The sequence below is a fragment of the Rhabdochlamydiaceae symbiont of Dictyostelium giganteum genome (assembly GCF_964291045.1).
In the GTDB taxonomy this organism is placed as follows: Bacteria; Chlamydiota; Chlamydiia; order Chlamydiales; family Rhabdochlamydiaceae; genus PALSA-1444.
Genome location: NZ_OZ197277.1, coordinates 250,298 through 263,498, shown reverse-complemented (window position 1 = coordinate 263,498; position 13,201 = coordinate 250,298). Strand labels below are relative to the sequence as shown.

The 13,201-nt window shown below is 33.6% G+C and carries 12 protein-coding genes; 7 read left to right on the top strand and 5 right to left on the bottom strand.

Going from position 1 to position 13,201, the window contains the following annotated elements; translation table 11 throughout:
• Window position 1 precedes the first annotated feature (1 nt).
• Complete coding sequence (locus ACI7T6_RS00975) at window positions 2-706, bottom strand: lipoyl protein ligase domain-containing protein (RefSeq protein WP_404665733.1); 705 nt, start codon at window positions 704-706, stop codon at window positions 2-4.
• A gap of 246 nt (window positions 707-952) precedes the next feature.
• Here ACI7T6_RS00975 and ACI7T6_RS00970 point away from each other — a divergent pair, with 246 nt between their 5' ends.
• The 4 genes from ACI7T6_RS00970 to ACI7T6_RS00955 all read left to right on the top strand — a co-directional run bounded on the left by ACI7T6_RS00970 (window position 953) and on the right by ACI7T6_RS00955 (window position 6,249).
• Window positions 953-3,463: an ATP-dependent Clp protease ATP-binding subunit gene (locus tag ACI7T6_RS00970; protein ID WP_404665732.1), complete on the top strand. Its 2,511-nt coding sequence runs from the start codon at window positions 953-955 to the stop codon at window positions 3,461-3,463.
• Between the two features lie 500 nt (window positions 3,464-3,963).
• The gene (locus ACI7T6_RS00965) at window positions 3,964-4,806 is read left to right on the top strand and encodes a hypothetical protein (RefSeq protein ID WP_404665731.1); all 843 of its coding nucleotides are present in this window, start codon (window positions 3,964-3,966) and stop codon (window positions 4,804-4,806) included.
• A 9-nt stretch (window positions 4,807-4,815) separates the two neighbouring features.
• On the top strand, window positions 4,816-5,424 hold the full coding sequence (locus tag ACI7T6_RS00960) for a GNAT family N-acetyltransferase (protein ID WP_404665730.1): 609 nt from the start codon (window positions 4,816-4,818) through the stop codon (window positions 5,422-5,424).
• Between the two features lie 21 nt (window positions 5,425-5,445).
• Window positions 5,446-6,249, top strand: a complete 804-nt coding sequence (locus ACI7T6_RS00955) for a class I SAM-dependent methyltransferase (protein WP_404665729.1) — start codon at window positions 5,446-5,448, stop codon at window positions 6,247-6,249.
• Between the two features lie 158 nt (window positions 6,250-6,407).
• On the opposite strand, the gene ACI7T6_RS00950 is transcribed toward ACI7T6_RS00955, so the two are convergent.
• The 4 genes from ACI7T6_RS00950 to ACI7T6_RS00935 form a co-directional block, all read right to left on the bottom strand.
• Window positions 6,408-7,412 (bottom strand): FkbM family methyltransferase, encoded by a 1,005-nt coding sequence (locus ACI7T6_RS00950; RefSeq protein ID WP_404665728.1) that lies wholly within the window; start codon window positions 7,410-7,412, stop codon window positions 6,408-6,410.
• A complete protein-coding gene (locus ACI7T6_RS00945; protein ID WP_404665727.1) occupies window positions 7,409-8,017 on the bottom strand; it encodes an HD family hydrolase in 609 nt (202 codons plus the stop codon). The genes ACI7T6_RS00950 and ACI7T6_RS00945 overlap by 4 nt, the downstream gene beginning before the upstream one ends.
• Window positions 8,010-8,702, bottom strand: a complete 693-nt coding sequence (locus ACI7T6_RS00940; protein WP_404665726.1) for a methyltransferase — start codon at window positions 8,700-8,702, stop codon at window positions 8,010-8,012. Before ACI7T6_RS00940 ends, ACI7T6_RS00945 begins: the two co-directional genes overlap by 8 nt.
• Before the next feature lie 528 nt (window positions 8,703-9,230).
• Entirely contained in the window at window positions 9,231-10,142 is a 912-nt protein-coding gene (locus tag ACI7T6_RS00935; protein WP_404665725.1) for an IS5 family transposase, read from the bottom strand.
• Between the two features lie 471 nt (window positions 10,143-10,613).
• Here ACI7T6_RS00935 and ACI7T6_RS00930 point away from each other — a divergent pair, with 471 nt between their 5' ends.
• From ACI7T6_RS00930 to ACI7T6_RS00920, 3 genes are all read left to right on the top strand, one after another.
• Window positions 10,614-10,880, top strand: coding sequence for a hypothetical protein (locus tag ACI7T6_RS00930; protein ID WP_404665724.1), 267 nt, complete (start codon window positions 10,614-10,616; stop codon window positions 10,878-10,880).
• A gap of 334 nt (window positions 10,881-11,214) precedes the next feature.
• A complete protein-coding gene (locus ACI7T6_RS00925; protein ID WP_404665723.1) occupies window positions 11,215-12,384 on the top strand; it encodes a hypothetical protein in 1,170 nt (389 codons plus the stop codon).
• Window positions 12,368-13,195, top strand: coding sequence for a class I SAM-dependent methyltransferase (locus ACI7T6_RS00920; protein ID WP_404665722.1), 828 nt, complete (start codon window positions 12,368-12,370; stop codon window positions 13,193-13,195). Before ACI7T6_RS00925 ends, ACI7T6_RS00920 begins: the two co-directional genes overlap by 17 nt.
• Window positions 13,196-13,201 lie beyond the last annotated feature (6 nt).

Below are 13,201 nucleotides of genomic sequence, written 5' to 3'. Positions count from 1 at the left end.
GTTAAAGAGTTAAAAACCGTTTTTGAAGTAAAAGACGAAGCTGATCCCTGCCCTCTTCAAGAGAGATATTTTCAGAAAGGAGAGGAAATGTGGTTCTTCTCATCGCTTCTCTCACAGAAAAAGAAGGGAGAAGCTCATCTAAGAGATTAAGATCAGGGAATTGAAGCGCAATCGTTCCTTGATGTAAAAAGCCTTGCTTCATTTTCCGTTGAGCAGCTCCCGCAATCTTTTTTTCTCCTACAACAAGGTCGTATTTAGTGGGTCTTGCCATGCAAAAAAATGCCTCTTCAGGATGTTGAATGACAGTATCTGAGGGAGTTAGACTCATTAAAGCAGCAGACCCTACAAAATCTTGGACAACAGAAAAAACCACTTGATTGATGAGTTCATAATTTTCAAGGGTGTTTTGTGAATAAAGAGATGAGCCAGCAGGGATGAGAACAGAAAAAGCCAGATCCCACGCATGAAAAACCACACCTCCGCCGGTGGGTCTTCTTGCTAAATCAAATCCATGCTTTTTAACCGCATCTAAATGGAGCAGTTTTTCAGGCCGTGCAAAAAAGCCATAAGTTAAACTTGGCCTTTCCCAATCATAGAGATGCAAAATCGGCTTAGCTTCTGGTACAAGGGTTTTGAGAAGTTCTGCATCGTATTCCATATTCTCAGAGGCCTTAGCAGCTTTTCTTGCGATGAATGTCCAGCTCATGATCTATCTTTATGGTTAAAAATGCTATTTTACTGCAGCCTCTTGTTTAAAGGAAGACTAGAAAAAAGAGAAAATCACGATCTTGATCATACCCTGAAAAAATGCCCAAGGTCTCCTCTCTTCTTTTTCCATCTGTTTGCGAAAAAAGTCCTCAACCGAATAGAATGACCCATGAGGAAGTGTGAATCGCCCTGAAGGGATTTATCATCTTGAATCGATACTGTTTTTAACCCATGTAGGTCACCTATGTTTGATAAATTTACTAACCGCGCCAAACAGGTCATTAAGCTTGCGAAAAAAGAAGCCCAGCGCATGAATCACAACTACTTAGGAACAGAGCATGTGCTCTTAGGACTCCTTAAGCTCGGGCAAGGTATCGCTGTTAATGTTCTCCGTAATTTTAACCTCGACTATGAAACCGTCCGGCAAGAGGTGGAAAAGCTTGTGGGATTTGGGCCTGAGATGCAAGTGTACGGCGACCCAACACTCACCTCGAAAGTGAAAAAGGTGTTTGAGTTTTCTAACGAAGAGGCCTCTAGCTTAAATCACAACTATGTGGGGACAGAGCACCTTCTTTTAGCCCTTTTAAGACAAAGTGATGGAGTGGGCGCTCAGGTGCTAGAAAGCTTAAATGTCAGCCTAAAAGATATTCAAAAAGAAATCCTGAAAGAGCTTGAGACATTCAACTTGCAGCTGCCCCCCATCGGACTGCACCACTCTGCTCCCAATCCTTCTAGCTCAACAAAATCGTATGATAAAGCGTCTTCAGGAACAGAAAAAATGCCAGCTCTGAGAGCGTATGGGCACGATCTAACAGAACTTTCCAAAGAGGGAAAACTCGATCCTGTCATCGGAAGAAAAGAGGAAGTGGAACGTTTAATTCTCATTTTATGTAGGCGCCGTAAAAATAACCCCGTGCTTCTTGGAGAAGCAGGTGTTGGAAAAACAGCCATTGTCGAGGGGTTAGCTCAAGCGATCATGCGCGGTGAGGTGCCCGATCATCTTGCAAAAAAACGGCTCATATCTTTAGATCTCACTCTCATGATCGCAGGCACCAAATACCGCGGGCAGTTTGAAGAGCGGATTAAAGCGGTGATGGATGAAGTGAAAAAAAATGGAAACATTCTCCTTTTCATCGATGAAATCCACACGATTGTAGGAGCGGGAGCGGCTGAAGGAGCTATTGACGCTTCTAATATCTTAAAGCCAGCGCTTGCTAGAGGAGAAATTCAGTGCATCGGAGCTACAACGCTTGATGAATACCGTAAACACATTGAAAAAGATGCGGCTTTAGAAAGACGGTTTCAGAAAATCGTTGTCGCTCCTCCCTCCATTCCAGATAGCATCCATATCTTAAAAGGACTTCGAAAAAAATATGAAGAGCACCACCACTGCTCTTATACAGAAGCCTCCATTGAAGCTGCTGCTAAGCTCTCTGACAGATACATTACTGGGCGGTTTCTTCCTGATAAGGCGATTGATCTTTTAGATGAAGCAGGAGCAAAAGCACGGATTTCTTCCATGCATCAACCGCCCAATATTGCAGATCTTGATCAAGAGATTGAAAAGGCAAGAATTGCTAAAGAAGAGGCGATTACGCATCAAGATTATGAAAAAGCTGCTAAACTGCGCGATGATGAAAAAAACCTCCGTCAGCAACTTCAAAGACTCATGACAGAGTGGGAGCTTTCTAAAAAAGAGCATCAAGTGATTGTTGATGAAGATGACATTGCTTTGATTGTCTCTAAACAAACAGGCATTCCTATCACCCGTCTAACAGAAGCAGAAACGGCTAAAATACTCAAGATGCAAGAGCTCTTAAGTGAAAAAATCACTGGACAAGATGATGCCATTCAAACGGTTTGTAAAGCCATACGCCGCAGTAAAGCAGACATTAAAGATCCTAACCGCCCGATTGGAGCCTTTCTCTTTTTAGGGCCTACAGGTGTAGGAAAAACCCTTCTTGCTAAGCAACTTGCTATCACCATGTTTGGAGGAGAAGATGCGCTTATTCAAGTGGACATGTCAGAATATATGGAGAAATTCGCCGTCTCCCGTATGACAGGATCCCCTCCAGGGTATGTAGGATTTGAAGAGGGAGGGCAGCTCACAGAGCAAGTAAGACAAAGACCTTACTGCGTTGTGCTGTTTGATGAGATTGAAAAAGCGCACCCTGATGTGATGAATATTCTTCTTCAAATTCTTGAAGAGGGACGTCTTACAGACTCATTTGGAAGAAAGGTGGATTTCCGTAACACCATTGTAATTATGACCTCAAATCTTGGCGCTGATCTTGTCCGTAAGCAAGTAGAAGTTGGCTTTGGAGCTCAAGACAACTCTTCTGATTTTAAAAAGATTCAAGAAGCGATTGAAACAGCTGTTCGTAAAAACTTTAAACCAGAATTTGTGAATAGACTTGATGGTTCTGTCATCTTTAGAACGCTTGATAAACCAGCGCTTCTGAAAGTAGTTGATCTTGAAATTCAAAAACTTCAAACACGGCTAACAAGACGGCAGATCTCTTTAACGATCGATCCTGCTGTTAAAGAGCTTCTGGTTGAAAAAGGGTATCAACCTGAAATGGGAGCTCGTCCTATCCGTAGAGTGATTGAAACACATCTTGAAGACCCTTTAGCAGAAAAATTGCTGCAGCAAATGTCTCAAAGCATTTCACTTCAAGCTAAGGTTGAAGAAGGAAAGATTGTCTTTATGGATGTCACTCCAGTTGCCATTGAAGAGGCTCCTTCCTCTTCATAAAATACACATACCCCTCTTGAATAGAATTTTTTGTTCAAGAGGGGTATGTATGTACTCAGCCCACACTTTTTGAATAGAAATATTTAATAATCCCTTATCTGATACTTTTAAAGCAAATCCATCTATCCACTCTGATTATTCTCTCTTTTTTTACAAACAGGCTGATCATGAAGATGTGATTTTTTCTTGAAGCGTGCTGTTTAGCGATATGGAAAAGCGTAAATTCTATGTTTTTCTTTAGTTCCTAAAAATTTGATCTGTTTTTTCATTTCATTTTTTGATTTGGCTTATATCGATGTAATCTATCTCTTGTAAGCTTCATTTTTTTCATATTATGCAGATTAATTATTTAAAAAATACAAGTTGAGTCGCTATGCTATACTTCAAACATTTTCTGAGAATAGCGATAGTTATGCCACCTTCTATGCTTAAATTGATTTCTTCTGAAAAAAGCCATCTAATCCATATCTTTTCTAAGAAAAAAAGAGTCTATTTCTGCTATGTGTAAAGTAGAAGTTGAATTTATAGAAGACCTTCCTATTGAACATATTGTATGTAAAATCATACAGATGCCTAATCCTCATGTCATTATATGGTATATAGGATGCTATGGATTAAAGACAGCAGGAGTTCAATTTTACAAAGATTTTTTGTTTTCCCCTGTGCTCAGCAAACATACAGAGGCTACTTTTTGGTTAGTCGACCTTACAGCATGGAGTGCATTGAAAAAAATTCAATCATCAATTCAAAGTTTTAATAGTGCTTGCGATATAATAGAGAGCATCCCGTCTCACCAGATAAAATGTATCAAGTCATCTCAAATTTTTATGCAAATGCAAAAAATAACAGAAAATAATTTGATTGTTTACTTTAAAAGGGCTCTTTCTCGTCATTTTATTTCTGAATCTAGCCAACATTTTCAATATAGTAATATTCGATTAGGTAATATTTTTTCTGACAACTGCTCAATTTTATCTAATTGGTATAATCATGATACTAATAAAGCGTACTCTATTATTCAATATCTTGAAGGGCATTTAATTATTGATTATATTATTTCAAGAATAAGTAAAGGTAAAGAGGATCCTATTCAAATTGTCTTTACTCTTCCCAATGATGAATTAAAATATTATAGAGACACTCAAAATTCATTTCAAAATGATCTTAAATATTTTATTTCTTCGCTTTATAAGGAAGAAATCTCCATAAACATTAAATTTTTATCTTTCAATTATGGCTTTAAGAAGGAAGATCGTCCTTACAACGCTCCAGGAGGCATATTAAAAAAATGTGATTTATCCTACGCCCATTTTATAGACCTATTACCCATCTCATCTCTATAGGTAACTATTATGCAATCCCTAAAAAATGAGCCCATTGAAGATTCTCGTATTTCTTTTCAGCTAAATTATAACCATTTTCAAGTTGAAATTGAAACTGAACGACTTTTTATTCGATCTTATAAAAGTGAGGACTTTCAAAAATACGTCCAACTTTATGGAGATGCAGCTATCACTAAATACTTTGACCATGGAAAGCCAAAAACTAAATTTGAAGTCAACACTCTCATCTCTCAAAAGGGGGCCGCTTTTTTTATACAAGGTAAACCCTTTGGTTTTTTTTCTATTTTTAATAAAGATGGCCTGGATTTTATAGGGCAAATTGATTTTCTTCCTACAGAAGAGCCAGGGGTTTTTGAAATAGGTTATATTTTACATGAAAAATATCATAATAGAGGCTTTTGTACTGAAGCTCTAAAAGCCATTATTATTAATTATACACGTAGCATCAATAGCTTGGGTTATTTTAAAGAATTTTCTGTTTTAAAAATAATGGCGACAGTGCATCCAGAAAATCTTCCTTCAAAGAGAGTATTAGAAAAAATGGGATTAAGCTTAAATAAATCTCAAGAACGATTCGGGAAACCACGTTTGTGGTATTCACTTATTTTAAATTTTTAAACCTTAATCAACTAAAATTTAATGAATACTAAAGTAAAATATTTATGGAATGCCAAAAAATATGCAGACCATTCATTTGTACAAAAAGAAGCTGCAATAAATCTTTTAAAAAAAGTTCAATTAAAAGGATCTGAAAATATCCTTGATATAGGATGTGGAGATGGAAAAATAACATCTATCATAGCCAAAAAAGTTCCTAATGGTTCCATTATAGGAATAGATATTTCTTCAGATATGATTGAATTTTCTAGAAAATCTTTCAATCATGAATCCCATCCTAATTTAACTTTTTTAATTCAAGATGCTCAACAATTTGATTTTAATGCAACTATGGATGTTATTTTTTCCTCTTTTGCCATACAGTGGATGCCAAATCCAGATTTGTTCTTCCAATCTGCAAGAAAAAGTTTAAAGCCAAAAGGATATTTAGTAGCAACAATCCCTCTAGGAATCTCCACTGAGCTTGAAACATCTATTGAAATAGTAATATCTTCAACAGAATGGGCTAGCTATTTCTATCAATTTTCTCCTGAATGGTATTTTGAACGAAGTGATAACTATGAAAAATTATTAGTGAAAAACAAATTTGAATCTATTTATTTTGATAATGTTCAGCATGTTGTTCATTTTTCCTCAAAAACCAGTTTTGAAAATTACATTATACAATGGTTTTCATATTTACAGCCTTTACCCCAAAATTTAAAACAAATATTTCTTGATCAAGTTATTGATACCTACTTGAAAATTGTTGGGCCTTTAAAAAATGGAGAAATTCTTTTTAGCTTCCCAAGGATTGATATAATAGCCACAAAATCTAATCTCTAATTTTAAAGTAAAAATCCAAAAACATGATGGCATATACTAAGAAAAACTAGCAAAATGCCTCCCACTTATTAGGATAATAATACAGCATACAATAATGATTCTGGAAAAAAGGCATTATTTTTATTTTTTAATCTTCGTACTATACACTCTCTATTTGCTCATTTACTAGAGAACTTACTGATCAAATGTTCGTGTTTCTTTCCATGTAAAAATAGATAATTAAAATTATCGATGCTTTCAGTGGAAATTGCATTTAATTCCTTCAAATGGCCTTTTTGAATTTCAAACATTTTATAACCAAGATCAAAGAGAAAAACAATTAATTCTTGTATTGTGTAGCTAAACATATTACACCAATTCTCAACAAGTTCAAGAAATAAGATGGGAGAGAATTTCTTTATAGAATTTTGCCCACCTTTTAAAACTAAAAACTCCGCACCTTCAACATCACATTTTATGAAATCTATTTGGCTAATTTTTTTATCTAAAACAAAATCATCTAGTCGTTTTAAATAGCACTCCACTGTTCCTAGGGTATTCACCTCAAAAATATCTTGCTCTGAAGCAATAGCAGATCCTGCTTCAGAATAATAAAAATTTGTCATTTTTTCTTTATCAGAAAAACCAAAATTAAAATAATTAATGTTGGTTAATTCATTTAATTCAATATTTTTTTTAAATAAGTGATAAGTTGCTGCAACAGGTTCAAATCCATAAATAGTTGCATGCTTACGTAAATAAGCTAGTTGAATGGAGTACCAGCCTAAATGCGCCCCTATATCGAATATAACATCCTTTTCTCCAATCAGGTTCTCTATCATTTGCATTTCTTCTTGTTCATAAGAACCAAAATTTAGCGATTCAAATAAAGCCGAACGGCAGGCATTATCTGCGATCAATGTCAAATTAGAGCCATCTAAATGAAATTTCACAAAATCAGAATCAATTGAAATAGATTTAATATTGCATTTTTTTATTAACTTTTTCAGTTCAAACAAAGTTGAATATTTATCATGCATTTCTAAAATATATTCATATTTATCCAATTCTCCTTGAGAAAATTCTTCGATAATATTAAAAAGAGATTTATTTTCACGCTCTCTATAAAGAATTTGCGACTTTTGAATTTCCTCACTTAGCTTATTGGACTTTTTCATTTTCATTCTTTCCCTTGGTAGGTGGCATCTATTTTTTTCGATGTTTCCAACTGAATAATTTTTTTAATTTCTTGATAAAAAGGTTCTATTGGAGTTAGCGCTGAGAAATACTCATCTATTCCTTCTATCTCTTCAACAGTCCATGTTTGTATATCTGCTTCATTATGCTGAATACAGGCCTCGATTTTATCTATAAAATTGACTGCCCTTGCTTCTATTGATTGATTAGCCTCAAATTCATTCCAGATATTAAGAAGTTCAATACCTTCCTCCCCTAGAGGCTCTACAATTTTTTTCATGGCAAGGCTCTCTTTCACTTTCTTATCTTGAGCAAGGATTGGATTTTTCATTAATTGAAAAGCATGTAAATCACCTACTATTATTTCACCTATATCATGAATAATGGCCATTTTTAGAGCTTTTAAAAGGTCTAGTTGTGGAGTAAGATAGGGAGCACTAACCAGCAGCAAAAGACACATTCTCCAAGAATGATCAGCAACGCTTTCTTGTCTTCCCTGAGAGGTCCAACTATGACGTAACTCATTCTTTAGCTGCTCTGCCAAATGTAAAAATCGCAATATCTGAATGCTTTTTTCTCTAAAATCAATCATTTTGCTGAAGTAGATAGATTCTATTATCGTATTCTTGTTCTGTATTGGTTACTTTCCATAACTCCCACTTATAAGGACTATTAGTGAAAATTGTCTCTAATAATTCTGTATTCCCTTTATTAGAAAAAGCTATAAAAATTTGAGTTGTTTTATGTGAGTAAGATTTAGACTGGGATAAAAATTTTTGTATGGAAACAAAAGCTGGGTCATAAAAAGCATACTCTAAGGGATCGTTAATTTTGATCTCATCACAGTGGTAAGGCATATTAAATACAATTACATCAAAAATATTTGGAGGGATATTATCAAAACAGTTACTCAGATAGGTTTGTACTCGATCTTCTTTAAAGCCATTTAAAATGTTATTTTCTTTGGCGTTTTCTATAGCATTTGGATTGATATCAGCTTGAACTACTTTTGTGGCTCCATTATGCAAAGAGAATAAACCCACAATTCCTGGTCCACATCCCATATCACATACTGTTTTATTCTTAATAATTTCCTTTAAATTCTTAAGAACAAAAGATGTTGTCCTAAATTTATGAGAAGGATAGACATGAGGAAACAAAAGTAAAGAAACACCTTCTATTTCTGATTTAATAACTTCTTGACCTGTCATATTTACATTTTCACAAATTTGATCCGCTGATAACTTATAATATTCTTGAGTAGTCGAATTGCTCATAAAACGTCTCTCCTTATGTATGTTTTATCTTTAATGAAAACATACATCTTTTATCGTATCAAATCCAATAGAAAAATATTTGTTATTCTGCAAAAGTGATATTATTTTTTAATAATATTCCATAAAAACAATCCGCAGATCAATCTATTTTTTACAATTATTAATTTAATATAACGAAATAATCGATGAATTCAAAAGCCCTCATTTGAAACCAATCTATATTTTTTAATATTCGCCTAGCTGATATGCAGGCAAGTTATTTGTAACCATAAATTTATTCAATTAAAATGCCCTATTCGTTCTACAATGCTAACTAGATAACATCAAAGATTAGGCCCTGCATGATTAAAAAAATCCTTTAATTCCTATTTCAGTGAGCTAATATCAACACAATCGCTTCTGTAATTGTATACTAAAAATTGGTCTCATTTTGCATAAAAATCACGCAGCACGGGTTTGTTGTACTAATGCTGAAAAACAATATTTTAGAGCAAAAAAATGACAATAATTCCCCTTTCCCAGGAACTTTTATCCACTTTTTCTAGAAATTACTTTGTTAATCATACCTGCTTTGAACGCAACTTCAACATTTCTCCTCTGCGGACATCTACTTTTTAGGCTTCCACTAAAGGTTCTTTTCCACCTAGACATCATACTTCGGGCTACCGCTCTTCGACTGTATCCAGTTAGCTTTCCCCATATCGATCTTGCTTCTAGATCACCTCCCAGTCCTTTGATGATCTGGATAGCCTCATTTCTTTTTTCATAAACAGGCTCATTACGGATAACCGCTCCTTTTCTAGGAGGTGTTAGAAGCTCCTTGTTATACTTTTTAGCAAGTGCGTAGCAGTTTTCGTTATCAGCGATACCATCCATAAGAACTCTCCCTTTCTTGCTATTTGCTTTTTGAAGTGCTTTTTCAAAATAGGTTGTATCAGCCTCATACTCATCCCCAATTTCAGCTAAGATGATCTCCTGTGTCTTTAAATTCATGGCTATATGGAGCTTATTCCACTTGGATTTTCCTCCATATTTAGAGGCACACCATTCTCCAGATCCATACACTTTTAGTCCTGTAGAATCTAACACAATATCTGTCACTTGCCCACGTTTAACGAGGTTTTTAGGAAGAGAAAGCGTTTTCATCCTTCTGCAGAGCTGTGAATAGGAAATCACTTGTATATCAATACCTTGAAGAACAAGAAGAGACCTAAAAAACCCCTGTGTCTGCCTTAGAGGAAGATTGAATTGGAATCTAAGCGTCATCATAGCCATGATCAAAAAATTCGAATAGCTAAAGGGATGGCCTCGTTTTTTCTTATCTTTTACCTTAAATTTTTCATGGGCTGTAGACTCTACCCAGAAATTAATATCTCTACGATTAACTAAAGATCTGTTATATTTAGCCCAGTTACGTCGTGATCTACGTCGTGATTGCATGGGATCTCCTTTTTTGCTTTGTAACAAAAAGTATAATCCCATGCTTTTTCTTTAATCAATAAAAAATTACCCTATTTTTTCATTCCATTTTTTTTGATTGTCTATGAATTAATACAACACACCCACGCAGCACAAATAAAATTATTTGATTTTCAAAATTTATCAAAAACATGCTAATTTTTTAAATGCTTAAATACCAAAATATAATGGGAATCTAATGACTAATAGTCAAAAAAATCTCACTATTCAACTCCATGGCATAGTTTATTCCAATAAAAAATTGCCACTACTTGAATATACAAAGAAAGCATTAAGCAGCTTGTCCTTAGAAGATGTTCTTATTATTTCTGTGCAACATTTATGTTCTAGTACAAGAGCATTATGCGAAATATTTTTTAATTTCCTTTTCAATGCAAAAAATTATTTATACTTGGCAAGTGCTATTCGACAAATCCAATTGTTATAAATCTATTGCAACAAAAAAATGTAGATATTTCATTAGCCAGTTCTTTTTTTAACGGCAAACTTCCTTTTGACTTAGTCTTTGATCAAAGTGTTGATGAAATGCTAGATCAAATATTATCCAAGAATGATTTGTATTTTTATAAAAGAATACTCATTTTAGATGATGGAGGGCACCTCATAGAGAAAATAAATGCACGGTTTCCTCATGATCTTCCCATAGTAGGTATTGAGCAAACCTCTTCAGGGGTTAATAAAACTCAGGGTAAGGATTAAAAAGTGAATATTTACAGAGAAAAAAGTTCAAATTGCTGGCAAGACAGGAGCGACCAATAAAGTAATTTTTATATAATACAGATAAAATCTATTTGGAAAGAAAATTATATTATTTTTTCGACAAAATAATTATTTTTTAAATCTCATAAAATATCCCACTTCTCTAAATATATATGTTTATGGAAAGATGTTCGGATAGTTATATCTTATATCTCTTATTTTGACTCTTTCCATGCATCAAATTGGCATCAGAAGGTAGGAATAAATTTATTGATATATATAGATTTATTCGATAGGTTTTAGTAAAAAAACAAAATTTAAAAATTAGGTTTCTGTGATTTGGCCATTGATAATAAATTCGCTAAAAAAAATAGATGACATAGGAATAGGGTCATTTTTTACTTTAGCTATAAATGCAGCACTTTCAATTATGTGTGCACTTTCACTAAATGTTTGGATTTACGCATTCTTTCCTTTAGAAAAGGAAATTTTTATTTTTTTAATATGGGTTTTACTCAATATTAGCGGAGCCTACTTATTTGGCAAACTATCTGATAAATATTCTCGAAAAAATATTCTCTTAATAACAACAGCTATTGGGATTTTTGGGATTTTTTTTTTAAAAAAATATGGATTTAATCTTCCTATTATTATGTTATTGGCATTTGCATATAATCCTACTCCGATTATTAATGCTAGTTTAATCTCTTTTCACAAAAATTTTTTTTTAAAAACAAGTAAAAAAAATCATAGTTATCAAAGTCCAAAATTAATCGCCTATTCTGTATTGTTACAGGCATTTCCATGGATTTTTTTCGGTAATTTTCAAAATCTAGGATTGGAAAATTCCATTAATTTAATTTATTACTTTTCAATAATCAGTTTTATTTTTTCTTTTATTTTATTTAAGGAAAATAAAAGTTATAACCGCAATAAAAAAAATGCGACAAAAGGAGGCAAAATTTTTAAATTATATCTTGTTTGGATATCATTTTTGTTTGCTGAATCTGTATATTTCATCAGCGCTCTAGCTTTTAAAGGTGATACTTTTTTTATTTTAGCTGGAATTGGTGTCGTAAGCGGAAGCATTCTACATTTTTTACCTCATAAAGATTATCATTTAACTTATTCAAACCTGATTTCTGCGGCATATTTTTTGGGCGGATTACTCATGTTATTAGGGGTTATTGGAGCATACTTAATGAAAAATCCAATTTCATTAAAGGTATTTGGTGGGATTATAGCATGCATAGGAGCTATTTATATTCCACTGGTATACAGTCGATCATTTCAATTATTTAATTCAAAAAAAATAGGAGAAGCATCAGGGATTTGCGAAGGCATTCAAGGTATTGCATCTATTTTTGCTCCTTTAATTCTTGAATTTATTAAATATTTTCATTTATCATTTTATTCAATTGGAGCAGGCCTCAGTTTGCTTTTTTTTATCGCATTTTTTATTAATGTCTTTAGTGTAAGAGGGGAAAATGAGCAAAGGATATAATTTTGTTGAAAACACTATTGATTTACCAATGGTAGATCATGATGTTATTAAATTTTATTCTGGATTAATGGATATCAATGGAATGGAAATATTATTCCCTGATCTAGAATTAGGATGTATCAACTTTGGGTTTTGGAGTAACCTTCCTGAAAAAATTGATAAAAAAACTCGATTGGATTCTCAGATAAATTTATATAAAAAAGTGATCTCTTTTCTTGAAAATGGTCAAGATCGAAGGATCCTTGAAGTTGGATGTGGAAGAGGGCATGGTGTGCATCTAATGCTAAATTATGGATTTAACCCAATGGGTATTGATGCAGTTCCCTCTCAAATTTCTCTATGTAAAGACAATTATCCACAAGAGGCTCATAGATTTATACAGGGATATGCAGCAGATACATCATTTTCTGATGAAAGTTTTGATGGTATTATCACTCTAGAAGCAGCACAACATTTTCCTGATTTTGAGGCCTTTATAAAAGAGTCCTATAGAATTTTAAAACCAAATGGCGAGCTGATTATAAGTACATTTTTTTTCACTGGCTATTCATCTAATCCAGCAATAAATGATATTTTACCACTAAATGTGCTAGGATCTCACCATGCAGTAGGAATTGAATATGCAAGAGAGCTGCTATCAGCTCACGGTTTTTCAAATATTAATATCCTTTCAATTGGAGAAAATGTTTTCAAAGGATTTTGTAAATGGGCTCTCCAGGAAAAACCCCATACAAAACATTCTAGCCAATGGGTAGACGCTTACGAATTAAAATATTTAGATTATTTTATAATAAAATGTTCCAAACAATAACATTTA

Coding starts and splice junctions, on each gene's coding strand:
- ACI7T6_RS00965 (WP_404665731.1), top strand. CDS start 3,964: ATGTGTAAAGTAGAAGTTGAATTTATAGAAGACCTTCCTATTGAACAT.
- ACI7T6_RS00960 (WP_404665730.1), top strand. CDS start 4,816: ATGCAATCCCTAAAAAATGAGCCCATTGAAGATTCTCGTATTTCTTTT.
- ACI7T6_RS00970 (WP_404665732.1), top strand. CDS start 953: ATGTTTGATAAATTTACTAACCGCGCCAAACAGGTCATTAAGCTTGCG.
- ACI7T6_RS00920 (WP_404665722.1), top strand. CDS start 12,368: ATGAGCAAAGGATATAATTTTGTTGAAAACACTATTGATTTACCAATG.
- ACI7T6_RS00955 (WP_404665729.1), top strand. CDS start 5,446: ATGAATACTAAAGTAAAATATTTATGGAATGCCAAAAAATATGCAGAC.
- ACI7T6_RS00975 (WP_404665733.1), bottom strand. CDS start 706: ATGAGCTGGACATTCATCGCAAGAAAAGCTGCTAAGGCCTCTGAGAAT.
- ACI7T6_RS00945 (WP_404665727.1), bottom strand. CDS start 8,017: ATGATTGATTTTAGAGAAAAAAGCATTCAGATATTGCGATTTTTACAT.
- ACI7T6_RS00935 (WP_404665725.1), bottom strand. CDS start 10,142: ATGCAATCACGACGTAGATCACGACGTAACTGGGCTAAATATAACAGA.
- ACI7T6_RS00940 (WP_404665726.1), bottom strand. CDS start 8,702: ATGAGCAATTCGACTACTCAAGAATATTATAAGTTATCAGCGGATCAA.
- ACI7T6_RS00950 (WP_404665728.1), bottom strand. CDS start 7,412: ATGAAAATGAAAAAGTCCAATAAGCTAAGTGAGGAAATTCAAAAGTCG.